Origin of the sequence: Comamonas sp. GB3 AK4-5 (assembly GCF_041320665.1) — a bacterium.
GTDB lineage: Bacteria > Pseudomonadota > Gammaproteobacteria > Burkholderiales > Burkholderiaceae_C > Comamonas.
On record NZ_CP166730.1, the window covers coordinates 4,482,123 to 4,504,899 of the forward strand.

15 protein-coding genes are annotated in these 22,777 nt (G+C 63.0%); 9 read left to right on the forward strand and 6 right to left on the reverse strand.

The window, feature by feature from the left end; translation table 11 throughout:
• Nucleotides 1-420, forward strand: coding sequence for a hypothetical protein (locus ACA027_RS19925; protein WP_370679921.1), 420 nt, complete (start codon nucleotides 1-3; stop codon nucleotides 418-420).
• A 69-nt stretch (nucleotides 421-489) separates the two neighbouring features.
• Here ACA027_RS19925 and queC read toward each other — a convergent pair whose 3' ends face one another.
• Together queC and ACA027_RS19935 are read right to left on the reverse strand one after the other, a co-directional pair.
• A complete protein-coding gene (queC, locus tag ACA027_RS19930; RefSeq protein ID WP_370682641.1) occupies nucleotides 490-1,188 on the reverse strand; it encodes a 7-cyano-7-deazaguanine synthase QueC in 699 nt (232 codons plus the stop codon).
• Nucleotides 1,189-1,218: 30 nt separating this feature from the next.
• Nucleotides 1,219-1,560, reverse strand: coding sequence for a hypothetical protein (locus ACA027_RS19935; RefSeq protein WP_370679922.1), 342 nt, complete (start codon nucleotides 1,558-1,560; stop codon nucleotides 1,219-1,221).
• Between ACA027_RS19935 and ACA027_RS19940 the strand changes: the two genes are divergently transcribed.
• From ACA027_RS19940 to ACA027_RS19975, 8 genes are all read left to right on the forward strand, one after another.
• The gene (locus ACA027_RS19940; protein WP_370679923.1) at nucleotides 1,559-2,608 is read left to right on the forward strand and encodes a glycosyltransferase family 2 protein; all 1,050 of its coding nucleotides are present in this window, start codon (nucleotides 1,559-1,561) and stop codon (nucleotides 2,606-2,608) included. The two genes, ACA027_RS19935 and ACA027_RS19940, sit on opposite strands and share 2 nt — an antisense overlap.
• Before the next feature lie 55 nt (nucleotides 2,609-2,663).
• Nucleotides 2,664-3,701, forward strand: coding sequence for a hypothetical protein (locus tag ACA027_RS19945; RefSeq protein WP_370679924.1), 1,038 nt, complete (start codon nucleotides 2,664-2,666; stop codon nucleotides 3,699-3,701).
• Nucleotides 3,698-4,453 (forward strand): ferritin-like domain-containing protein, encoded by a 756-nt coding sequence (locus ACA027_RS19950; protein WP_370679925.1) that lies wholly within the window; start codon nucleotides 3,698-3,700, stop codon nucleotides 4,451-4,453. The genes ACA027_RS19945 and ACA027_RS19950 overlap by 4 nt, the downstream gene beginning before the upstream one ends.
• A gap of 20 nt (nucleotides 4,454-4,473) precedes the next feature.
• Nucleotides 4,474-5,604, forward strand: a complete 1,131-nt coding sequence (locus ACA027_RS19955) for a hypothetical protein (protein ID WP_370679926.1) — start codon at nucleotides 4,474-4,476, stop codon at nucleotides 5,602-5,604.
• 70 nt (nucleotides 5,605-5,674) lie between these two features.
• Nucleotides 5,675-6,631, forward strand: a complete 957-nt coding sequence (locus tag ACA027_RS19960; protein WP_370679927.1) for a fatty acid desaturase family protein — start codon at nucleotides 5,675-5,677, stop codon at nucleotides 6,629-6,631.
• Between the two features lie 79 nt (nucleotides 6,632-6,710).
• Nucleotides 6,711-7,892 (forward strand): nucleotide sugar dehydrogenase, encoded by a 1,182-nt coding sequence (locus ACA027_RS19965; protein ID WP_370679928.1) that lies wholly within the window; start codon nucleotides 6,711-6,713, stop codon nucleotides 7,890-7,892.
• A gap of 202 nt (nucleotides 7,893-8,094) precedes the next feature.
• Nucleotides 8,095-8,811, forward strand: a complete 717-nt coding sequence (locus ACA027_RS19970; RefSeq protein ID WP_370679929.1) for a glutathione S-transferase family protein — start codon at nucleotides 8,095-8,097, stop codon at nucleotides 8,809-8,811.
• Between the two features lie 150 nt (nucleotides 8,812-8,961).
• Nucleotides 8,962-10,200, forward strand: coding sequence for a multifunctional CCA addition/repair protein (locus ACA027_RS19975; RefSeq protein WP_370679930.1), 1,239 nt, complete (start codon nucleotides 8,962-8,964; stop codon nucleotides 10,198-10,200).
• Between the two features lie 35 nt (nucleotides 10,201-10,235).
• On the opposite strand, the gene ACA027_RS19980 is transcribed toward ACA027_RS19975, so the two are convergent.
• The 4 genes from ACA027_RS19980 to ACA027_RS19995 all read right to left on the reverse strand — a co-directional run bounded on the left by ACA027_RS19980 (nucleotide 10,236) and on the right by ACA027_RS19995 (nucleotide 22,391).
• Nucleotides 10,236-15,923 carry a YDG domain-containing protein gene (locus ACA027_RS19980; RefSeq protein WP_370679931.1) on the reverse strand — a complete coding sequence of 1,896 codons (5,688 nt, stop codon included), beginning with the start codon at nucleotides 15,921-15,923 and terminating at the stop codon, nucleotides 10,236-10,238.
• Between the two features lie 99 nt (nucleotides 15,924-16,022).
• Nucleotides 16,023-20,159: a filamentous hemagglutinin N-terminal domain-containing protein gene (locus ACA027_RS19985; RefSeq protein ID WP_370679932.1), complete on the reverse strand. Its 4,137-nt coding sequence runs from the start codon at nucleotides 20,157-20,159 to the stop codon at nucleotides 16,023-16,025.
• A 161-nt stretch (nucleotides 20,160-20,320) separates the two neighbouring features.
• A complete protein-coding gene (locus ACA027_RS19990) occupies nucleotides 20,321-22,063 on the reverse strand; it encodes a ShlB/FhaC/HecB family hemolysin secretion/activation protein (protein ID WP_370679933.1) in 1,743 nt (580 codons plus the stop codon).
• Nucleotides 22,064-22,151: 88 nt separating this feature from the next.
• On the reverse strand, nucleotides 22,152-22,391 hold the full coding sequence (locus ACA027_RS19995; protein ID WP_370679934.1) for a hypothetical protein: 240 nt from the start codon (nucleotides 22,389-22,391) through the stop codon (nucleotides 22,152-22,154).
• Nucleotides 22,392-22,777 lie beyond the last annotated feature (386 nt).

The window sequence follows — 22,777 nt, forward strand, 5'->3', positions numbered from 1 at the left end:
ATGAGCAGCCACACCCACCCGCCTGCGGCCAACGACGCACAGGCCGCCCAGGCGCTGCACACCACCAGCCACCCCGGTGGCGAGCGTGATTTGTTTTCCGAGCTGGAAGAGGCGCCCGCCCTGCCGCCGCAGATGGCACCCGCACCACAGCGGCCAGCGCCGCCTTCGGAGCAGTCCACGGCACACACCGTGGCGCAGCCCGAGCCCCCCTCCCTCTCGTACACCGAAGCCTTGCAGCTGATGGCCCTGGGCCGCGCGCAAGGCCCACAAGCGCTGACGCCCGAGCAACACCATGCCATCTGGGATTGCCTGCTGGCACAGCCCGAAAGCCAGGCCTGGCTGGCCACACAGCTGCAGGCACTGCAGGGCGAGTTACAGGAGCGGGGGTTGGTGCCCTGCCGGGATGGCGAGCCCTGCTGAGCCCGCACCGACCGCAAGCGGTCAAACCATGAAAAGCCGCCAAGCCCAGCGCCAAGCTGGGGGCAGCTTTCAGCGCATGGCCCGCCAGCGCTGCCAGCCCTTGGCCCGCAGCTCACAGGCCGGGCAGCTGCCGCAGCCATAGCCCCAGTCGTGCAGCTGCTCACGCGTGCCTGCATAGCAGGTGTGGGTGTCGCGCACCACCAGGTCCACCAGGGCCTGGCCACCCAGGTCTTGCGCCATCTGCCAAGTCTGGGCCTTGTCTATCCACATCAGCGGAGTCTCGATGCACAAGCGCCGGTCCAGCCCCAGGTTCAGCGCCAGTTGCATGGCCTTCATGGTGTCGTCACGGCAATCGGGGTAGCCGGAGAAATCCGTCTCGCACACGCCGGTGATGATGACCTGCAGCCCACGCCGATAGGCCAGGGCCCCCGCCACGGTCAGAAACAGGAGATTGCGCCCGGGCACAAAGGTGTTGGGCAGGCCATCGGCCTGCATGGCAAATGCCACATCTTCCGTCAGGGAGGAGCCCCCGATCTGCTGCAACACGTCCAGCTGCAGCACATGGTCTTCGCCCAGCTTGGGCGCCCATTGCGGGAACTGGGCTGCCAGTTGCTGGCGCACGGTGTGGCGCACTTCCAGCTCCACGCTGTGGCGCTGGCCGTAGTCGAAGCCCAGGGTTTCGACGCGGTCGTATTTGGAAAGGGCGAGGGCCAGGCAGGTGGTGGAATCCTGCCCACCCGAGAACATCACAAGGGCCGAGGTATGCATGGCCGTCATTAGAACGGGTTTGCGATGCCCTCATGCCACACGGATTTCATGCTTTTCATCCGTACCGGGCCCAACCGATGCAGGGGAGGCTTGATTGCGCAAAATTCTTAATGAGCGGAAACAGGGAGAAAGGAAGCGATGCAAGGATTTTTTCCGTTGAAAGCCGCAAAAAATCAGCACCCCAATATGTGATAACTTCTTCGGATTACCCCATGTTTTTTGCAGCAGAAATTTCTGCAAAGTCATCTCTGCGGTAAAAAACGGCTGCCTTGTGTCTGCCTTGTTTTTTGTGCTTGCACATTCTGGTTTGTGCAATCGTTCGAACCTCCCATTTGCTCCTGAACACAATATTTTTCGAGAGGTGTTGCGCATGTCGACAGTGGCGCAGGAATCCGGTCCCAAGCACAGCATGGCAGGTAGAACTGCCCTGATTCTGGAGACCAATAATCTGCGCGGTGGCGCAGATATGGCGCAGGCCGCAGACAGTCTGCAACGGCTGATCATCCGGCTGGCCCAGCAGACCCTGCCTCCTGCAGCAATGGCGCAGTGGATCATCACACATGACGGCTTTCCGGCTGAAGTCTGCGCAAAAATCCAAGCCCTTGCGGGTTGCCACATCGACTTTGTCGAAATCAACGCGAGCACAGGTTATTACGACGCCAAAAATGCAGGCTTTGACCATATCGATGCCCAGCGCTGCGACTATGTCGTATTTGGCGACGCCGATTGCCTGCCCGCAAACGACTGGCTTGAGCAGCTGCTCGCACCATTCTCACGCGATGAAGCAGCGCCCTCTGCCGTGGCGGGCCGTACAAGCTACGCCCCCAATGTGCTTGGCGCCGCGCTGACTTCGATCGATTTCATGTATTTCCCCAGCCCCTTGCGCCAGGGAGCCACCCGCAATTTCTACGCCAACAATGTTGCGTTCAAGCGCGAGGTGTTTGAGCAGTACCGCTACCAAGCTCTGGATGGCGTGTACCGCGCGCACTGCCAAGTCATGGGGCTGCGCATGCAGGCAGCAGGCGTGGTCATCGCGTATGCGCCCACTGCCCATACGGAGCACCGTCTGCCCGACACCCGTGGCGAGACGCTCAAGCTGCGCTGGATGCGCGGCAAGGACAGCGTGGGATTGACCCCCTATCTGGTCAAGGCTTATTTGCCGGGCAGTTGGCAATGGCTGGGCCGTAGCGGCCCCATCGGGCCGCTGTGCGTCATGTTCATGCGGCTGGGTTACAGCTTGCGCGCACTCAACCGGCAGGACCTGCCCCGACTCGGCGCCCTGCCTTACCTGGCCGCAGCGATGGTCACGGTGGGCATCTCCATGGTGGACATGGCGGGGGCACTGATGCGCGGTTTGGGTCTTGCAGGACGCAACGCGGCGCTGGGCGACACCGAAGCGCTGTCCTATCACCGCCATTAAGCCCATTTTCTGCGGTGTTCCCCGCCGCGTCTGCTTTGCTTTCTGAAGGATGAGCATGCACTTGACCACCACTGCCCGTCTCGCTGGCCTCGCCTTGTTGGCCACTACCTTGATGCCTGCAGCGCATGCAGAGCCCGTGACCTATGCGGATCGGGGGGTGTATCACTTTGAGTCGCAAAGCGGCTGCCCATTTGCCACCGCTGTGGGCGGCAAGGACTGCAATCGCATCGTGCTGGATGCCTCTGACGTGCAAGCCAGGGTCGACGCCAAGGCCCATGCCATTGTCTTTTCCAGCAGCACCCAGCACCGGGAACAGGAGGTTCTGGGCGATGTGCTGCTGCAAGGCTCGGGGTTGGACGCAAGCGGTATGCGAGTGCCGCTCAGAGTGCGCCTGCTGCTGCGCCGTGACGGCCGGAAATGGGAGCCCGACATCTATGTCCATGCCCCAGTCCGAGGCAAGTTTCGCGACGTGCAAATTGACGCTTACAGCGTGCGCGTCAAACAGGGCGATGGCGATGCCGGCCCCGAGCAGGAAGTGCTCCCCGCGCCCAAAACGCTGGCGTTACTGGAGCAGCCATCGGTTGCAGCGCGGCTTGCTCGCCATTTTGTAAAGGTTCTGCCCAGCAATGCACAGCGGCCATCCGGCGATGACATCACGGTGGCACTGGGCCTGGGCAAACTCACCAAGTCGGTGGCGCGGGCGCGCTTTGTGTCCAACGCGTCGCAAGAGGCCAGCCTGGATGAGGCGCTGGCGTCGGGCACCTGGTCGATACAGCTCGACGCATTGAGCGGCCAGATCCCGCAATGGGTGGTGCGGCGTGAACTCTTCACCTTGGGCCTGGAGGACAGCCCCCTGGTCAAGGACTTGCGCGCGCACGGGCTCAAAAAGCATGACCGGATCGAGATCGGCGCCCACGAGGGCAAGGGCTATCTGCGCGTGAACGAGAAGCAAACGGAATTCCCCGGCGCTCTTGCATCTGCCCAGGCCTTTATGCGGGAAAGCTTTATGGGCCTGATTCTGGGCTGGAGCCGCCATCCTGCGGCGACAGGCACGGCCCCCAAGAATGCATCTGCGCCAGGCAACGCTACATGAGTGCACCCAGTGATTTGCCACTGCTGAACAGAGCGCAGCGGGATGGCTTTTTTGACTGCCTGGATACGCCAGAGCCGCGTGGTGCAGCGCGCGTTCAGGCTCGCCTTGTCGACCGCATCAAGCGGGCGGCCCTGCGCAGACTGCACAGCAACATCCATGGCGAACGCTGGCTGCTGCGCATGTATTTGATTGGCGAAGAGGCCACGGAACGTGCCCTGCACGAAGACTGGGCCGGCGAACCACCGCCCTGGCTGGTCCCGCGCATGCGCCAGCATCTGGCCGATGAACAGCGCCATGCCCAGGCCTTCACCCAGGCCTTGCAGGACCGGGGGGTCAAAGTCGATGCACCCCATGAACCCGATTGGCTGAGCCAACGCAAGATCATGCGCTGGCGCAAGCTGGCCCAACACCATGCTCCGTTTTTTGCACAGGGCGTGCTGGTGCCGGCCTATGCCATCGGCCTTTGCGCCGAGCAAATGGCCATGCGCGTGCTGGCCCGCCACTGCGCAACCCTAGACAAGCACCACGCCATGCATGCCTTGCTCGCCAGTGTGCTGGCCGATGAAGCACGCCATGTCAGGCTCTGCGAAGACAGCTTGCAGCGGCTTGTGGCCCCCTCCGAGGCCAAGCCGCTGGCCGCATTGCTGGCCGAAGTCCGCGCCGTGGACGCCAGCTTTGGCGTGTCCGGCGCGCTGGCCATGTATGCCATCGCCTGGTTTCAATCGCTGCGCCCGGTGCCAGAGCAGGTCTGAACATTTCGGTCTCTACGTCCATGCCACGCATTGTTTATCTCGCCACCGCCGACGCGCGTGGCCATTTGATGCGCGCACAGCTGCTGGTCCATGGCCTGCGGGCCGCGGGTGCGCAAGTCCAGGTGCTGACCACGTCGGATGCAGGCCAGGCCTTTTTGCAGGAGTTTGGGATAGAGGCGCAGATACTCTCGCACCACTACGGCGTGCAGTTCGATGCGCAGCAGAACATGCTGCGTGGCGCAACCGACAGCAACGTGGCCCACTATGTGTTCAGGCCCACACGCATGCTGCGCGACATCGCCAGGCTGCATGCGGTTTTTCGTGCGGCGGATCTGGTCATCAACGACTCTTTTCACCCCGCACTGCTGTTCATGGGGGCCATGCCGCACTGGCGGCGAAAAGTCGTGCATGTGTATGGCGCCAGCCTCAGAAAAGCACTGAGCGCCAACTTTGAAGGCCGGATTCCGCGCCTGCTGGCCCGCGCATTCGCAGGCATTGTGGGCTGGCAAATCGATGCGGCGCTGTGCCGCATAGAGCATGACTTTGCCTATGACCTGGTTGACGCCACAGCCCAGCCTTCACACATCCGGCTTCCCACCCCGGTGGTTGTGGCTGATGGCCAGGCAAATGCTGCAGAGGCGGTGGCCGTTTACCTGAACCCGCACTTCCGGGATGTGGCCCTGGCCGACGCACTGGCTGCGGGCCTGGACCATGCAGGCAGGCATGCGCACCTGGTGGGTGAAGGCTATGCCGGACATGGAGCCTGGGTGGGCATAGACGCCAATTGGGTGTCCTGCGCTGCACAAGCGCCTTTCATTGTCTCCGCGCCAGGGATGGCCGCACTCTCCATCGCCTTGGTATATCGCCGTCCCATTTTGCTGGTCCTCACCGATCAACCCGAGCAGGCCAGCAATGCTGCGCGGGCGGCCCAGCTGGGGCTGCGGCATGAAGTCGTGGTCTGGCGCGGTGATGCGGCCGCGTTTAGCCGTGATGTTGCAAGCGCCGCAGGCCGGCTGATGCGCGCGCCCGGTACTTTGGCCGAGAGCGATGCAGGCCGTGCCCAGGCGCATGCGCGCATCCAGGCCTGGGTGGACTGCCTGCTCGCTCTGGGTGCAGGAAAGACCGGGCATAAAGCCGCAGCGCAGCCATGACCCGGCCAACGCCCAGCCACCTGCTTGCGCGCCTTGGTGATACACCGCAGACAGACCTGAAGCGCCCCGTATGAAGCACCCCAACCCCTATGCCGGCCCCAATGCAGCGCTCGCACAGTTCCTGCCCGATGCCCATTTATTGGAGCCAAGGCCTTGGCGCATTGCCGCCGCACTTCTGGGTGACTGGGCACTGATCACTGCGGCGTTTGCTGCTGCGATATGGATGCCGCACCCCTTGGTTTATCTGCTCGCGGCGATTGTGATTGCGCGCAGCCAATTGGCGCTCGCCGTCATGATGCATGAAGCTGCACACGGACTGATGGCAGGCAACAAGCGCCTGAACGACGGACTGGGGCAGCTGCTGACGGCTGGCCCCTTGTGGCTGTCCCTGCGCAGCTACCGCGCAGGCCATATCCAGCACCACCATGCCCCCATGGCAGACGACGATCCCGTCGCGCTGATGTTTGCTGTGCATGACTATCCCGTGACGCGGGCCCAACTCATGCGCCGACTGCTGGCCTACGCCTGTGGAATTGGCTATGTGACAAGCATCGCCAGACTTGCACGTGGCGAGCTGGCCCATGCCTTGCCTCCGGTAAAAAAGTCGCGTGCTTATATCGCTTGGGAGCTGGCCTCCATCTTCATCACCAACGGCTTGCTGTGCGGCCTGCTCGCATGGTCAGGCCATGCCTGGCTCTACCTTGGTCTGTGGCTTGTGCCCTCCATGACGCTGCTGCCACTGGCAGGGCAGATACGCGCCATATTTGAGCATGGGGGTCTGCCAGCGAGCGCCGACCAAAGCAGCAACGCACGCACGATCACGCACCGTTCCTGGCAAACCTTTCTTTTTGGCCCCCACGCTATCCACTACCACGTGGAGCACCATTTATTCCCGCGCATGCCGTTTCACAGCCTGAGGGCCGTGCATAGACAGCTGGCCGCACAGCAGCTCTTGCCCCAAGCCAATTTGTATACGGGTTATGGCGCCGTGCTGCGCGATGTGAGTACCCAGCGTGAATCTGCCTGAGCACTTTTGAATATCCAGAAAATCTCCACGGATTTCATGAAATTTGTGCGGCACCCACTCTCTATTCACTGATATCAAAATGAAAATCACCGTTGTCGGAGCAGGTTATGTGGGTCTGGCAAATGCCATTCTTCTCGCACAATATAACGAGGTGCTTGTTTTTGACATTTCACGGCCCAAAGTCGACCTGATCAACCAAAGAAAATCTCCTATCTCCGATGCGGAAATTGAAGACTACCTTGCCAACAAGCCGCTCCGTATCAAGGCCACGTCCGACTCCGCAGAAGCCTACAGAGGTGCAGATTTCATCATTGTCTGCACCCCGACCAACTACGACGAAAAAACCGGCCAACTCAATACCCAAATTATTGAGTCTGTCATCTCCGATGCACTGTCCACGGCCCCAGGCGCAACGATAGTGATTAAATCCACCGTTCCCATCGGGTATACCCAGAAACTACGCGAGACTTTGGCGGAGTTTTATCAGCGCACCATCCATTTAATATTCTGCCCCGAATTCCTTCGTGAAGGCAAAGCGCTGCATGACAACCTCTACCCATCACGCATCATCATCGGTGATCAAGGCGAGCGCGGGGAAATGTTGGCCGCCCTTCTGACACAGGCAGCGCTGAAGCAGGAAATACCCACCCTCTTCACCAGCGGCACCGAGGCCGAAGCCATCAAGCTGTTCTCCAATACTTATCTTGCGTTGCGGGTCGCCTATTTCAACGAGCTTGACACCTATGCGGCCTCACATGCGTTGGACACCCAGCGCATCATCTACGGTGTCTGTCTCGACCCTCGCATTGGTGATTATTACAACAACCCCAGTTTTGGCTATGGTGGTTATTGCCTCCCCAAAGATACCCAACAGCTGCTGGCAAACTATCAAGAAATTCCGCAAAAACTGATTCACACCATCATCGACGCCAACAAAATACGCCAAGATTTCATCACGCGCGAGGTCCTCAAAAAGAATCCCAAGGTTGTAGGAATACATCGCCTGACGATGAAAGCACAATCAGACAATATTCGCACATCCAGTGTTCAAGAAATCATCAAAAATCTACAAAACCATGGAATAGAGACCATCATTTATGAGCCTACGCTAGAAGCGCATTCATTCTCCCAAGCTCCTGTAATTAAAGACCTCGCCGTTTTCAAGAATATGTCCGACATCATTCTGTCCAACCGAATGAGCGCAGAACTACATGATGTCAAGCCCAAAGTCTATACAAGAGATATATTTGGCACTGATTAATTTGAGAATTTCTGATGCCAGGCTGGGCAACACCTCGTCTTTGCCCGCTCGTTTTCCCCTTGTCTGAAACGACGAAGCGCAAGATCATTCGCATCACGGTCTCCAACCCTTCTGCCGCTACAGCAAGGCACGACATCAGCGTCACCACGATCCCATACAGGGGTATGTACCCCTGCCACAGTTCACACGGAAAGGAATCTCCATGCTCCAGCTGTATATAGGCAACAAGAACTACTCCTCCTGGTCGCTGCGTCCCTGGCTGGCCCTGCGCCAGCTGGGCATTGCGTTTGAAGAGATGCAGGTGCGCTTTGACAGCTTTGCCCCCGACTCGCACTTCAAGCAAACCTTGCTGGCCCTGGGGCCCACCGGCAAGGTGCCGTTGTTGGTGGACGATGGGCTGGCCGTCTGGGATTCGTTGGCGATTGCCGAGTACCTGCATGAGCGCTTTCCCCAGGCCGGCATCTGGCCCACACCGATGGCCGACCGTGCCCGTGCCCGCAGCCTGTGCGCCGAGATGCACAGCGGCTTTGGCGCACTGCGCAGCCACTGCCCCATGAATGTGGAAGCCCATCTGCACGAGGTGGGCGCCAAGATCTGGGCCGAGGAAGCCGGCGTGCGCGATGACGTCTACCGCCTGATCGATATGTGGGGCCAGCAGCTGTCCACCCATGGCGGCCCCATGCTGTTTGGCGCCTTCAGCATGGCCGATGCCTTCTTCGCCCCGGTGTGCCTGCGCCTGGACCGCTATGGCCTGCCTATTCCGGCCAATATCCAGGCCTATGTCGAGCGCGTGCTGGCCCTACCCGCCCTGCGCGAATGGATTGTGGCGGCCCTGGAAGAAAAAGACTTTCGCGATTTTGAAGAGCCTTACCGCAAGGCCAGCGGCATGCTGTCGCGGGACTCGGGGACATCCTCCTGAGCAGCTTTGCTGCGCAAATCGGGAAAGGGGACGGCGCCAAGGCCGCGGCAGGCCCTTGCTGGGCGCCCCTGAATGGGCAGCGTCCATTGCCAGAAAGCCGAGTGCGGGAAATGGCCGCCATTCCGCGTGCCGCCACCTACACTTTGGCCTATGAAGATTTACATGGTGGGCGGCGCGGTGCGCGACCGTCTTTTAGGGCGTGCGGTGCATGACACCGACTGGGTGGTGGTAGGTGCCACGCCCGAGCAAATGACGGCCCAGGGCTATATGCCCGTGGGCAAGGATTTCCCAGTGTTCCTCCACCCCCAAACGCATGAGGAATACGCGCTGGCCCGCACCGAGCGCAAGAGTGGCATGGGATATCGCGGCTTTGTGGTGCATACCTCGCCCGATGTGACGCTGGAAGAAGACCTGGCGCGGCGCGACCTCACTATCAACGCCATAGCTGCACCCGCAGACTGGGCAAGCGCTGCAGCCGTTTTTGACCCCTATAACGGCCAGGCCGATCTGCAGGCCAAGGTGCTGCGCCATGTGACCGACGCCTTTCGCGAAGACCCGGTGCGCATTCTGCGCGTGGCCCGCTTTGCAGCGCGCTTCACCGACTTCACCTTGGCCCCCGAAACCCTGGAGCTGATGCGGGAGATAGTGGCAGCCGGCGAGGTCGACCACCTGGTGCCCGAGCGCGTGTGGCAGGAAATCAGCCGCGGGCTGATGGAGGAAAAGCCCTCGCGCATGTTCGAGCTGCTGCGCGCCTGCGGCGCCTTGCAGGTGCTGCTGCCCGAGCTGGACCGCCTCTGGGGCGTGCCCCAGCGCGCCGAATACCACCCTGAGGTGGACACCGGCGTGCACGCCATGCTGGTGCTGGACATGGCGGCCCAGCTGCAAGCCCCGCTGACCGTGCGCTTTGCCTGCCTGTGCCATGACTTTGGCAAGGGCACGACGCCGGCCGATATGCTGCCGCGCCATATCGGCCACGAGCAGCGCAGCGCCCGCTTGCTGCAGACCGTGTGCGAACGCTGGCGCGTACCCACTGACAGCAAGGAGCTGGCCGATGTGGTGGCGCGCGAGCACGGCAACATCCACCGCAGTGGCGAGCTGAATGCCGCCGCCGTGCTGCGCCTGCTGGAGCGCTGCGACGCCATCCGCAAACCCGCGCGCTTTGCCCAGGCCCTGCTCGCCTGCGAATGCGATGCGCGCGGCCGCACCGGTTTTGAAAACACGCCCTACCCCCAGCGCCCACGCCTGCTGGCCGCGCTACAAGCCGCCCTGGCCGTGGAAACCGCCCCCGTCGCCCAGGCCGCCGCAGCCCAAGGGCTTAAGGGCAAGGCCATTGGCGACGCCGTGAGCAAAGCGCGTGAACAAGCGATTGCGAACTGGATGGCAGGCTGAGCAACGCCGACCTGCCAACCAATCAGCCAGGCCCCTCACTCCCCTTCCTGCACGCGGATAAAGCCCGGCGCCAGCGTCAGATTCGGCACGCCGCCCGCCACGGACAGGCTGCCGCCAGCCTGCGGCAAGACCGGGGACATGACGCTCAACCAGGATTGGCTATCAGACGCAACGCTTTCATGCCGGCTCTGTGCCAGCCAGATGGCGCCGCCTGACGGAACGTCGATGACAGGGCTGCCCGGTGGTGGCACAGGGCTTGCCGCCACCGTCAGCTGGCCTTTTTCGTAGGTAATGGCGTAGTTGCCGGCATCAAAGCCACCGCTGCCGCTGGCACCGCTGGCGTGGATGTCGTAACGACCCACCGCCGCGCCAGCCGGTGTGCCGGGGCTACTCAGTTGCACGCTGCCCACGGTCTCGCCAGAGACCAAGCCTGTGCCCACGGTAAAGCCGGTGCTGCTGCCCAGCGCCAGCACCTCGCCCTGGGTTTTGCGGGCATCGCCAGCGCTAATCGTCAGCGCCGCCTTATCAATGGTGCTGCCGGTATTGGCCACATAGCTCACGTCGTAGTTGCCGCCGTTGTTGCCATCATTCACCGCCATGCCGCTGACGTTCACGGTCTTGTTCGCGCCTGCGTTCTTGTCGGTATAGGCAAAGCTGCCGCCAGACAGCGCATCGCTACCGAACAACTGCCCAACGATCACCTTGGCTGCACCGCCCGCCACGCTGGTCGTGCCGTCGTACGTTTTGCTCACCGCATCGGTGCTGATGGTGATGGCTGCCCTGTCGATGTCTGCCTGCAGGCCCGTGGGCTGGCTGACGGTGTAGTTGCCCGCATCGTCGCCGCCCAAGGTGATGCCGCTGACGGTGACGGTTTTGCCGGTGCCCGCGTTCTTGTTGGCAAACGCACCGTTCTGGCCGCTGAAGGTTACGGTGTCAGTCCCCAGCACACCGCTCAGGCTGCCGCCGCTCAAGGTGGCTGTGGTGCCGCCGTCGTAGGCTTTGTTGTCCGCCGTCATGCCGGTGACGGTCAAGGCCTTGGCGGTGATGTTGGCCGTCAAACCCGTGGGCTGAGTGACGGTGTAGTTGCCCGCATCGTCGCCGCCCAAGGTGATGCCGCTGACGGTGACGGTTTTGCCGGTGCCCGCGTTCTTGTTGGCAAACGCACCGTTCTGGCCGCTGAAGGTTACGGCGTCAGTCCCCAGTACACCGCTCAGGCTGCCGCCGCTCAAGGTGGCTGTGGTGCCGCCGTCGTAGGTTTTGTTGGCGGCCGTCATGCCGGTGACGGTCAAGGCCTTGGCGGTGATGTTGGCCGTCAAACCCGTGGGCTGAGTGACGGTGTAGTTGCCCGCATCGTCGCCGCCCAAGGTGATGCTGCTGACGGTGACAGTTTTTCCGATGCCCGCGTTCTTGTTGGCAAACGCACCGTTCTGGCCGCTTAAGGTTACGGTGTCAGTCCCCAGCACACCGCTCAGGCTGCCGCCGCTCAAGGTGGCTGTGGTGCCGCCGTCGTAGGCTTTGTTGTCCGCCGTCATGCCGGTGACGGTCAAGGCCTTGGCGGTGATGTTGGCCGTCAAATCCGTGGGCTGAGTGACGGTGTAGTTGCCCGCATCGTCGCCGCCCAAGGTGATGCTGCTGACGGTGACAGTTTTGCCGATGCCCGCGTTCTTGTTGGCAAACGCACCGTTCTGGCCGCTTAAGGTTACGGCGTCAGTCCCCAGTACACCGCTCAGGCTGCCGCCGCTCAAGGTGGCTGTGGTGCCGCCGTCGTAGGCTTTGTTGTCCGCCGTCATGCCGGTGACGGTCAAGGCCTTGGCGGTGATGTTGGCCGTCAAACCCGTGGGCTGAGTGACGGTGTAGTTGCCCGCATCGTCGCCGCCCAAGGTGATGCTGCTGACGGTGACAGTTTTGCCGATGCCCGCGTTCTTGTTGGCAAACGCACCGTTCTGGCCGCTTAAGGTTACGGTGTCAGTCCCCAGCACACCGCTCAGGCTGCCGCCGCTCAAGGTGGCTGTGGTGGTGCCGTCGTAGGCTTTGTTGTCCGCCGTCATGCCGGTGACTGTGATGGCTTTTTGGACAATGGTCAGCGCCGCATTGGTCGTGGCGTAGCTGATGTCATAGCCTTGCTGGCCGGAATACAGGTTTTTGCTCAGCGTCAAGCCGCCGCCTGCCGTGCTGTAGTCGCCCGCGTTTTTGCTGTTGGTGGCGTAGTCCAGGCTGCCGTTCAGCGTTGCACCAGTCACGTTGGTGGTGTAAGTGGCCGTGCCGCTGGCGGCTGTACCGTCGTAGGTTTTTCCAGTTTGCGAGGCATCTGCCGTCACCGTGATCTGCTTCAAAAAGCCGCGCAGCAGTGGGCCACTTTGGCCTTCGTAAATGCGCCAGATAGTGGCCTCGCCGCCGTTGGCGGAAAGGTCCCAGCCTGCAAAAGTGCTGGCCTGCTTGAGTTCTTCGGCGGTTTTGCCAGTGCCGCCTTTGCTCTCGCTGATCAAACTGCTGTTCCAAAAGCTGTTGGTCGCGGTGCTGCTGAACTGCCCAGTGGTGGAAAACGCCCCCGTCAGCCCCCCTGCATAGATGTAACCACTTGTGCTCTCTGCGCTGACAGTGGTGCTGACGTAACTTTGGTCAATATCGCCTCCGCCCATCGCCCCCACCAAGCCACCAGCTTCGCTGAACTGGCTGCCACCTTGTGCTTGGACCGTGCCGCCGCTGACATAGTTGTGCGTAATGTTTGGCCTGCCTGTGGCAGCAATGCCAGAAGAGCGGCCCAGCAAGCCGCCTGCATAGCTGCTAGTGCCGCCCGATGCCGTCACGTTGGCGTTGCTGACATAGCTTTGGATAATGGTTGTGTTACCCCAAACAGACCCCACCAGCGCTCCTGCCCGGTTGATATCCGCCCCGCTGGCCGATACCGTGGCATTTATTAAGCCGACTTGCTCAATCCATGCATCCCTGGTAGTGCCAAACAACCCCGCATCGCTATAAGTCTCCCCGTTGCCCGCGGTGAAGTTGGGACTGGTGACCTTCACTACCAGATCGCCAATGGTGTGCCCCTGGCCTTTGAAGACGCCCATAAAGCGATCGGTATTTCCATCGCCAATCGGCCGCCACCCCAGGCCGCCATTGGCTGTGGCGCTGGCAAAATCAGAGTAGCCCACGCTGTTCTTATTCAAGTCGGCATTTAGCTGGTAATACCCGGCCAGCGTGTCCGCGCCGTGGTTGATGTTCTGCAACTGCTGCCAGTCGGTAATGCTGTAGGCATCGCCCACTGTGCCCATGCCGCCCGCGAACAGAGTGATGCCCTGCACATCCTGCGTGCGGGTCATGCCTGCCAGCGAGGGCAGGCGGGCCATTTCATAGCCTGCCACCGTGCTGCCACGGCCTGTCAAATTCAGATTCCAGACGCTGCTGTCCCAGTTGCTGTAGAGGTTGGCGTCGGCCAGCTCTGCCGCCATTTTGCCCAGGCCGCCTGCGCTGTTGGATCGACCGGTGGTGGTAATACTCCAAAAACTCTCGGTAATGCTGCCGCCGCCCCTTTTGTCACCTACCAGCCCGCCCACAGAAGACCGAGTGCCCGTGACAGCCCCCGTGGCATAGGCATGGCTGATGCTGGCGCTGGCGCTGTCCCAAAAGCCGCTGTTTTCGCCTACCAGCCCGCCCACATAGTCAGCGCCTGTGACAGCCCCCGTGGCATAGGCATGGCTGATGCTGGCGCTGGCGCTGTCCCAGGCGCTGCTGTTGGAGCCCACCAGCCCGCCCACATAGTTAGCGCCTGTGACAGCCCCCGTGGCATAGGCATGGCTGATGCTGGCGCTGGCGTTGTTCCGGGAGCTGCTGTTTTCGCCCACCAGCCCACCCACATAGTTAGCGCCTGTGACAGCCCCCGTGGCATAGGCATGGCTGATGCTGGCGCTGGCGTTGTTCCAGGAGCTGCTGTTTTTTCCCACCAGCCCGCCCACATATTTAGCACCTGTGACAGCCCCCGTGGCATAGGCATGGCTGATGCTGGCGTTGGCGCTGTAGCCCACCAGTCCGCCCACATAGTCTTTCCCCGTCACGCTGCCGCCCTCCAACCCCACATTGCGCAGCGTGGCAGCGTCGGTTGCACGAAACAGGCCTACCCTATCCTGGTCGGGCCGGTTGATAGTCAGGTCGCTGACGGTGTGGCCCAGACCGTCAAAGACGCCGGTGAATGCAGAGGCGGGGCTGCTGCCAATAGGCACAAAGTCCGTCACGCCGCTGGCGTCAATGTCGCCGCCCAGCACGTGTTTGCCAGACAGGTTGCCGTTCATGGCCTGCAAAGCCGCCGCATCCTTGATGACGGTGTAGCCGCTGCCGTTGATGTCCAGCAGGCCCGTGCCCGATTGTGCAAAGTTCACCTTGCCCGCAAAGCCGCCGTTTGCGCCAAAGCTGGCGTTGATGTTGCCCTGCGTGCCGTAGTTCAGCGCCAGCGTGCCCATGCCGTTGACGCTGATGGCAGCATTCAGGTTGATGTTGCGGTCGGCGTTGAGCGTGAGCTTGTTTTGCGTGTATGTGATGGCGGCATTGACGTGGATGTCGCCAGGGTCGCTGCCGTTGTTGGCGTCACTTTCACCAGGGTTGGTGTGGCCGTTGCTGGTGGAGACGGTCACATTACCGGTGCCCAGCGCAGCTTCAATGGCCTGCGCCTTGCTGGCGTCGATGGTGATGTCCACCGGGTCAATCAGCCATTGGCCGCCATGGGTGTTGACCTTCAGGTCTTTGTCGATGCTGACCGTGGCCGCGCTGGTGTCGACGAACTTGGCTTCAAGCTGGCCCGCTGCTTTGGTCTCGCCGTGGCGCATGTCGGCAATCAGCAGGATTTTTCCGTCCTTGGCCTGCAAGCTGTTCGCTTGAATCGTGCCGGTGTTGGCCACCACGCTGGCCGACAGCGCATCGGCGGCCTTGCCGGTCATGATGACCTGGCCGCCGTCAGCGACGATGAGCTGTTTGTTCTCGATCAAGGTGCGCACGGTGGCGGGATCGACCTGCACATTGAGCAGGCCGTTGGCCCCGGCTTGCAAGGTGATCTGGTCGCCTGCGGCCATGGCTACGGTGCCGAGCTGGGCGCGGATGATGCGGTCGTTGCGGACGGTGGGGGCTAGCAGGGCGACATACCCGCCGTCCTTGGCCGTGAGTTCGCCCTGATTGACGATGCTGCCGGTGGCGCCGTTGCGGGTGAAGCGGTAGTTGCCGTTGTTGAAGTCGGCGTTGGTGATGTTCAGCGTGGATGCGACCAAGCCGCCCACATCGACCTTGCTGCCCTGGCCGAAGACCACGCCGTTGGGGTTGATGAGCCAGACCTGGCCGTTGGCGTTGAGCTGCCCATGAATCTGGCTGGCATCGCCCGCCGTGACACGGTTGAGCGCTACGGCATTGGCATTGGGCTGGACGAAGGTGACGCCTGCGTTTTTGCCGATGTCAAAGCTGGTCCAGTCGATGATGGCTTTTGGGCTGCTCTGGTTCACCGTCATCTGGCTGCCGGACTGGCCGATGCTGGCGTTGCCGGAGACGACCTGGCCGCCCGTGGGCAAGGCGTTGGCCGCTGGCGGCGCTGCCCAGGTGGGCAGGGCAAAGGCGGCTGCCAGCAGGACGGCAGCGGGGGCCAGGGCTTTGCCAGCTTTGGATTTGCCTCGGCCCTTGGCGCATTCAGGGGCGGGGACGTAACGTTGGGCTTCTTGGTTCCAGACCAGGCGGTAGCTGTGGTTCATGGCGGGCTTTCTTAAATTGCTTTGTTTTTAATAGCTGTAGCCGCTTGCATACCAAACGGTTACAGCAGTTTTATTAATTTTTTGGCGAAGGCCACTGCCTCACTGCACCTCGGGCACGCGGATGTAGCCAGGCTCCAGCTCCAGGAAGGGCACGCCGCCGGCCGGCTGGCCTGCGGGCAGGGTGGCGAAGGCCGGTGCACCAGCCAGCAGCTGCGGGTGCTGGGCGTGCCAGATGTTGCCGCCCTCGGGGACGCCAGGGGTGACGGTGAGCGTGCCGGCCTCGTAAGTGAGGTCGTAGTTGCTTGCGTCAAAACCCCAGCCGCCCTGGGCGTTGCTGGCCAGGATGCCGTGCTTGCCCACCTTGGCGTCGGCCCGGGTGCCGTCGCTGGCCAGGGTGACGCTGGCGATGCGCTCACCGCCCTGCAGGCCGGTGGCGGTAAAGCCGGTGCTGCCGTTGAGCGAGCCCGTCATGCCCTGGAGCTTGCTGGCGTCATTGACGGTGATGGTCAGCCCGGCCCGGTCGATGGTGGCCGTGTGGGTGCTGCTATCGACCCGGTAGTTGCTGGCCAGGCCGGCGTTGGGCCCGCTGCCATCGGCCAGGGTGTACTGGGCGGTGACAGTCTTTCCGACGCCGGCGTTCTTGGAATCAAAGTAGCCGCTGGCGCTGACGCCCAGGGTTTCGCCTGCCACCAGGCCGACGAGGCTGCCCGCCGTGACGCTGGCGTCGCGGCTGGCGTCGTAGGTTTTGTTGGCCACGGTGGTGCCGCTGACGGTCAGCGTGGCCCGGTCGATGGTGTAGCTGCCGGCATAGCTGATGTCGTAGCCCTGCTGGCTGTCGGACCACAGGCCGCTGACGCCTAGCGTGCCGCCTTGCACACGGTAGGTGCCGGCGTTCGCGCTGGTCGTGGTGAAGCGGGCCTGGCCCTGCAGGGCCGCGCCGGGAACATTGGGGGTGTAGCTGCCGACGCTCCCGCTGCGGATGGTGCCGTCGTAGGCCGTAACGCTGGTGAAGTCGCCGATATCGGCCGTCACCTGCGTCAGGAAGCCGCGCAGCAGCGGGCCGCTGTGACCGTCGTAGATACGCCAGACCTTGCCGGAGCCGCCGGCGTCGTCAATGTCCCAGCCGGCGTCGGCAAAGGTTTTCAGCTGCTGCAGCTCGGCGGTGGTCTTGCCAGTGACGGAAACGGTGGGGTCACCATGTCCCCCCCCTACCCCCGACATTCCGGGTTGCGTCTCGGTATTCCAGAAGCTGGCAGTGATGTCGTCGGAAGTAAAGCCCGCCAGAGCCCCTACGCTCGAACTCGTAGCAGAGGTCACCGTCCCGCTGGCATAGGTGTTGGCGATGCGGCCGTTGTTGAGGCCTATCAGCCCGCCGACGTAGCCGTCGCTCGCATGCACTGCACCAGTGGCGTAGGCATTGGTGATGCGGCTCGATTCAAAGCCTCGGCCCACCAGCCCGCCCACATCCTGGTAGCCCGACACAGAGGTCGTGGCATAGACATTGGTAATGACGCCGTTGTTCAGACCCGCCAGCGCACCGGTGAAGAGCCTACCGACGATGCTGCCGCCCACCAGCCCGACGTTGCGCAGCGTGCCGGCGGACCAGCCAAACAGGCCCACATAGTTCTGCCCGCCGCGGTTGATGGTCAGGCCGCCGATGGTGTGGCCCTGGCCGTCGAAGGCGCCGGTGAACGGGCGCTTATCCACCCCAGATTCGCCGGTACCCACCGGGCTGAAACCCTGGCTGCTCCACATGCCACTGGCGTTGCTGCCGGCAGTGGCGCTGGCATCGATGTGACTCGTCAGGCGGTAGCTGGCGCCCAGGTCGTAGGCCATCAGCTGCAGCTGGTGGGCGTTGCGGATGGTGGTGCTGTATTCGCTGGCCAGGAAGGGACGGGTCTGGCCCTCGATCATGATCCACTGCACGCCGGCGGCGTCGGCGGCCTGCCAGACACCGGAGCCGGTGGTGGTTTCCGACCAGGTGCCGAGCTGGGCGTAGCTGGCGTGCTGGTAGCGGTTGGTGTCGTCGATGGCCGCGTTGTTGTTGATGTCCAGCGTGCCTCCATTCTCTGAAGCTCCCTCGCCCACACCTGCCTTTCCGGTGCTTGCGCGATCCCAATAGGTGTTGCGGATACGCACCGTGCCGCCATTGGCGTAGTTCAAGCCCACCAGGCCGCCGGTGATGGTCGTCCCCGAAACAGCCCCTGTAGCGTAGGCCTGTTCGATGTGGGTCACGCCATTAGAGCCAACCGTGTTGTAGCCCAGCAGCCCGCCTGCGTAGGCGCCACCCTGCACTCGGCCGGTGGCGTAGGCGTGGGTGATGCTGCTGGTCGCGCCTGCGCCGCCTGCGCTCAGGGTGCCAACCAGGCCGCCAGTGTGGCTGGGGCCTGTCACATTGCCCGTTGCATAGGCATGGCTGATGATGGCCGTGCCCCCATTGGCGGCGCTGGAGCCCACCAACCCGCCGATGCTCGTGCCGTTGCCCGTGACGTTGCCCGTGGCGTAGGCGTTAGTGATGCGGGCCGTGCCACCGCTATGCGCTACGTTCCAGCCTACCAAGGCGCCGACATCGTTACGGCCTGCCACACTTCCACCCACCAATCCCACGTTGCGCAGCGTGGAATTTTCGGCTCTGCCAAACAGGCCCACGTTGTCTAGGTCTGGGCGGTTGATGGTCAGCCCGCTGATGGTGTGACCCAAGCCGTCGAAAACGCCGCCGGACAAGCCCAAGGGGTTAAAGCCCGCACCACCGTTCCAACCCGCCGTGGCGCTGGCGTCAATGTGACCACCTAAAGCGAAATGGCTGGTGCCGGACATGCCTTGCAAGGCCGTCACGTCCTTGATGACGGTGTAGTTCGCGCCGTTGATGGCCAGCAGGTCGGTGCCGGTTTTCTCAAAATTCACCTGGCCCTTGACGTTCACGTTGGCGCTGCTGCCGTGGTTAAGTGCCAGCGTGCCTGCTCCATTCACGTTGATGTGCGCATTGACGTTGATGTCGCGGTCGGCACGGAGGGTCAGCTGGTTGGCGGTGTAGGTGATGTCGGCATTGACGTGGATGTCGCCCGGATCGGAGCCCGTGCCGTTGGTTCCACCTCCCCAGCCGGTGTTGTTGGCGACATCAGCAGTGGAAACCGTTACGTTGCCCTTGCCCAGCGCAGCTTCAATGGCCTGCGCCTTGTTGGCGTCGATGGTGATGTTCACCGGGTCAATCAGCCACTCGCCGCCAGCGGTGTTGACCTTCAGGTCTTTGTCGATGCTGACCGTGGCGGCGCTGGTGTCGACGAACTTGGCTTCGAACTGGCCCGCCGCTTTGGTCTCGCCGTGGCGCATGTCGGCAATCAGCAGGATTTTTCCGTCTTTGGCTTGCAAGCTGTTCGCTTGAATCGTGCCGGTGTTGGCCACCACGCTGGCCGACAGCGCATCGGCGGCCTTGCCGGTCATGATGACCTGGCCGCCGTCAGCGACGATGAGCTGTTTGTTCTCGATCAAGGTGCGCACGGTGGCGGGATCGACCTGCACATTGAGCAGGCCGTTGGCCCCGGCTTGCAAGGTGATCTGGTCGCCTGCGGCCATGGCTACGGTGCCGAGCTGGGCGCGGATGATGCGGTCGTTGCGGACGGTGGGGGCCAGCAGGGCAATAGTGCCGCCATCCTTGGCCGTGATTTCGCCCTGGTTGCTGATGCTGCCGGTGGCGCCGTTGCGGGTGAAGCGGTAGTTGCCGTTGTTGAAGTCGGCGTTGGTGATGTTCAGCGTGGATGCGACCAGGCCGCCCACATCGACCTTGCTGCCCTGGCCAAACACCACGCCGTTGGGGTTGATGAGCCAGACCTGCCCGTTGGCGTTGAGCTGCCCATGAATCTGGCTGGCATCGCCCGCCGTGACGCGGTTGAGCGCTACGGCATTGGCATTGGGCTGGACGAAGGTGACGCCGGCGTTTTTGCCGATGTCAAAGCTGGTCCAGTCGATGATGGCTTTTGGGCTGCTCTGGTTCACCGTCATCTGGCTGCCGGACTGGCCGATGCTGGCGTTGCCGGAGACGACCTGGCCGCCCGTGGGCAAGGCGTTGGCCGCTGGCGGCGCTGCCCAGGTGGGCAGGGCAAAGGCGGCTGCCAGCAGGACGGCAGCGGGGGCCAGGGCTTTGCCAGCTTTGGATTTGCCTCGGCCCTTGGCGCATTCAGGGGCGGGGACGTAACGTTGGGCTTCTTGGTTCCAGACCAGGCGGTAGCTGTGGTTCATGGTGTGGGCTCCTGGAATATTCGGTGAGGACTTCTGAACCTGATTGGCGTAAGTCGTTTCGGTTTTGAGAGCTGCCAGCGCTTGTTCTGTCTTTGTTTCAGATGGTTTTTGCTTTGAAACTCTTTAGAAGAAAGCGCAAGCAGCTTTGTTTTTGATAGTGCTCAGAACAGCCGCGTCAGACTGAGCCAGCCGCGCACGCTACTGGCTTTGCTGCCGTCGTTATTGCGTCCCTGGGCGTCTTCCCCCCGGTTGCTGCCTATGGGTGCGGCGATGCTGGCGGCCAGTTGCCAGTTTTGCGTTCTCCAGTTCACGCCCAGGCCTGCGCCTTGCAGGCTGTAGCGGTTGGGCTGGCCGTTGGGGCTCCAGCCCGCCCAGGTGTTTTTGTGCTGGCGGATGTGGCCCGCGTCGTAGAAGGCCACGGCCTGCCAGCCCTGGCCCAGCTCTTTTTGCAGCTCAAGCTTGAGCAACAGGCCCTGGTCGCCGCTGGCTTCGTTGACGGGGTAGGCGCGCACCTGGCTGGGGCCGCCCAGGGTCATGCGCTCGCTGCTGGCGAGGTTGCCGCTGGCAAATTGGCCGCTGGCGCTGGCCTGGACTTGCCAGCCGGGGCCCAGGGCGCCCAGGCTTTGCACGCGGGCCAGGTTCCAGGCCAGTTTGGTGTAGCTGCCCTGGGTTTTGGCGGTGACGGCGTCCTGGGCGGCGTCGCTGGCAATGCCATTCAGGTTCAGGCGGCCGCTGGCCAGGCTGACCCCGCCCCAGCTGATGCCGCCGCCGCCCAGGCTGTCGCGCAGGTCGCCGCTGATTCCCAGGGTCAAGGCGTTGATGCGATGGCGGCGCAGGGCCAGGCTTTGCATGTCGTCGTCGTAGCGGCGGTGCTCGTAGCCCGCGCTGAGGCTCAGGTTGCGCTCGGCCTGGCGGATCAGGGGGTAGCTGAGGCTCAGGCCACCGGTATGGGCCTTGCCTTCGGCATCCAGCGCCTTGTAGCTGCCACCCAACTGGTAGTCCAGGGTGGAGGCATGGGCGGCCAGGCGCAGGCCGCTGCGGCCCAGGGGCAGGCTGTAGCGGACCAGGGCGCTGCGGATGTCCTGGGCCGCCAGCAGGCGCAAGGCCAGTTGGTCACCACTGCCATTCATATTGTTCAAGGCCAGGCCACCCGAGGCCTGCACCCGGCCCGTGGATTTGATGCCGTGGTTGCTCAGGCCCGCGTCGCCGGTGATGAAGGCCGTGTCCTGCACGCTGACGACCAGGGCGGTGTCGCCCTGCGCCTGGCCCGCCTGCAGGGTGCCGCTGGCGGCGATGCCGGGCAGGTCGTTGGCGATCAGCAGGCCGCGCTCCAGGTCGGCGGAGGACAGGGGCTGGCCGGGCTGCAGGCGCTGGGTGACGGTGGCTTGCACGGCAGCGGCGTCGGCGCGTTCACCGCTGTGCTGCACGCTGGAGCCGCTGTAGCGGCCTTCGAGCACCTGGATGCGCACCGTGCCGCCCGTCACATCCTGCTGGGGCAGGTAGACGCGGGCATACCAGCCGCGCTGGCGGTAGTGCTCGGCCAGGGTCTGGGCGGCGTGTTCGAGTTCGGCCAGGGTCAGCGACTGACCCAGCTGGCTGGCGACCAGGGCCTCCAGTTCGGCCGTGGGGATCAGGGTCGCGCCTTCGATGGCGATGCGCTGCACGGTGACGCGCACGGCCTTGGCATCGGCTGCCATGGGCCTGGTGGCGGGGGCCGCCTGGGGCGCGGGGGCAAGGTGCGGGGCCTGCAGGCTGCGCTCGGTCTCACGCTGCAGGCTGCCGGCGTCGGGTACAGACTGAGCGTGGGCAACCGCGCCGGTCAGCAGCAAGGCAGCCAGCGGCAAAACCGCCGACTGCGCCGCAGTGCGCTTGGCCTCAGGATGGAAAAGAGAGTGTGGGTGCATGGCCTTGAGTCCTTGACGGCCCGCCGTCTGCGGCGGGTTTTCAGGCCATGATTAAACTGAATCAAATAGTTACAGACCATCCCCAAACTTAGGTATTTTGGGGCGGCGTTGTCCCCAGTACCGCCTCGATCAGGGTCTCGCCGGGCCGGGAGCTGACTTGCAGGCTGCCGCCCATGCGCTCCATGCGGGCGCGCATGCTGGAAAAGCCTATGCCCAAGCCCAGCGCGGCCGGAGCGTCGAAGCCTATGCCGTCGTCCGCGATGCGCAGCACCAGGGTGGCAGTGCCGGCCTGGGGAGCTGCATGGCCCAGGCCCAGACCCAACCGCACCAGGCGGACGGCGGTGCTTGACGATATTGGTCAGGGCCTCCTGAGAGCGTGTTCACAATCTCCTCGCGGTGCGCCAGTGTCTTTGCGGGATGGGATACAAGGCGCGATACCGCAGCAATAGCCGCGCTATTGCGAGGATTCGCAACACCGTAGACCGCCCGCAAAGGCACTGGCCCGAAGGGTTGGAGCGAAATCGGGCGATTTCTTCGCGCTGGCTCTTGCTTGCACCCCGGTGCAAGCTGCGCCCCATCACTTCGAACTCATCCCGATTGCGCTTCAACGCGCCTGCGTAGAGATCGTGAACACGCTCTGAGCCACCCGCTGCAGCAGCATGCCTTGCAAGGCCCTGGGCTGCACCTGCCAGTGCGGCGGGCTATGGCGAGCGA

Coding starts and splice junctions, on each gene's coding strand:
- ACA027_RS19960 (WP_370679927.1), top strand. CDS start 5,675: ATGAAGCACCCCAACCCCTATGCCGGCCCCAATGCAGCGCTCGCACAG.
- ACA027_RS19945 (WP_370679924.1), top strand. CDS start 2,664: ATGCACTTGACCACCACTGCCCGTCTCGCTGGCCTCGCCTTGTTGGCC.
- ACA027_RS19940 (WP_370679923.1), top strand. CDS start 1,559: ATGTCGACAGTGGCGCAGGAATCCGGTCCCAAGCACAGCATGGCAGGT.
- ACA027_RS19935 (WP_370679922.1), bottom strand. CDS start 1,560: ATGCGCAACACCTCTCGAAAAATATTGTGTTCAGGAGCAAATGGGAGG.
- ACA027_RS19955 (WP_370679926.1), top strand. CDS start 4,474: ATGCCACGCATTGTTTATCTCGCCACCGCCGACGCGCGTGGCCATTTG.
- ACA027_RS19990 (WP_370679933.1), bottom strand. CDS start 22,063: ATGCACCCACACTCTCTTTTCCATCCTGAGGCCAAGCGCACTGCGGCG.
- ACA027_RS19925 (WP_370679921.1), top strand. CDS start 1: ATGAGCAGCCACACCCACCCGCCTGCGGCCAACGACGCACAGGCCGCC.
- ACA027_RS19980 (WP_370679931.1), bottom strand. CDS start 15,923: ATGAACCACAGCTACCGCCTGGTCTGGAACCAAGAAGCCCAACGTTAC.
- ACA027_RS19970 (WP_370679929.1), top strand. CDS start 8,095: ATGCTCCAGCTGTATATAGGCAACAAGAACTACTCCTCCTGGTCGCTG.
- queC (WP_370682641.1), bottom strand. CDS start 1,188: ATGCATACCTCGGCCCTTGTGATGTTCTCGGGTGGGCAGGATTCCACC.
- ACA027_RS19950 (WP_370679925.1), top strand. CDS start 3,698: ATGAGTGCACCCAGTGATTTGCCACTGCTGAACAGAGCGCAGCGGGAT.
- ACA027_RS19965 (WP_370679928.1), top strand. CDS start 6,711: ATGAAAATCACCGTTGTCGGAGCAGGTTATGTGGGTCTGGCAAATGCC.
- ACA027_RS19985 (WP_370679932.1), bottom strand. CDS start 20,159: ATGAACCACAGCTACCGCCTGGTCTGGAACCAAGAAGCCCAACGTTAC.
- ACA027_RS19975 (WP_370679930.1), top strand. CDS start 8,962: ATGAAGATTTACATGGTGGGCGGCGCGGTGCGCGACCGTCTTTTAGGG.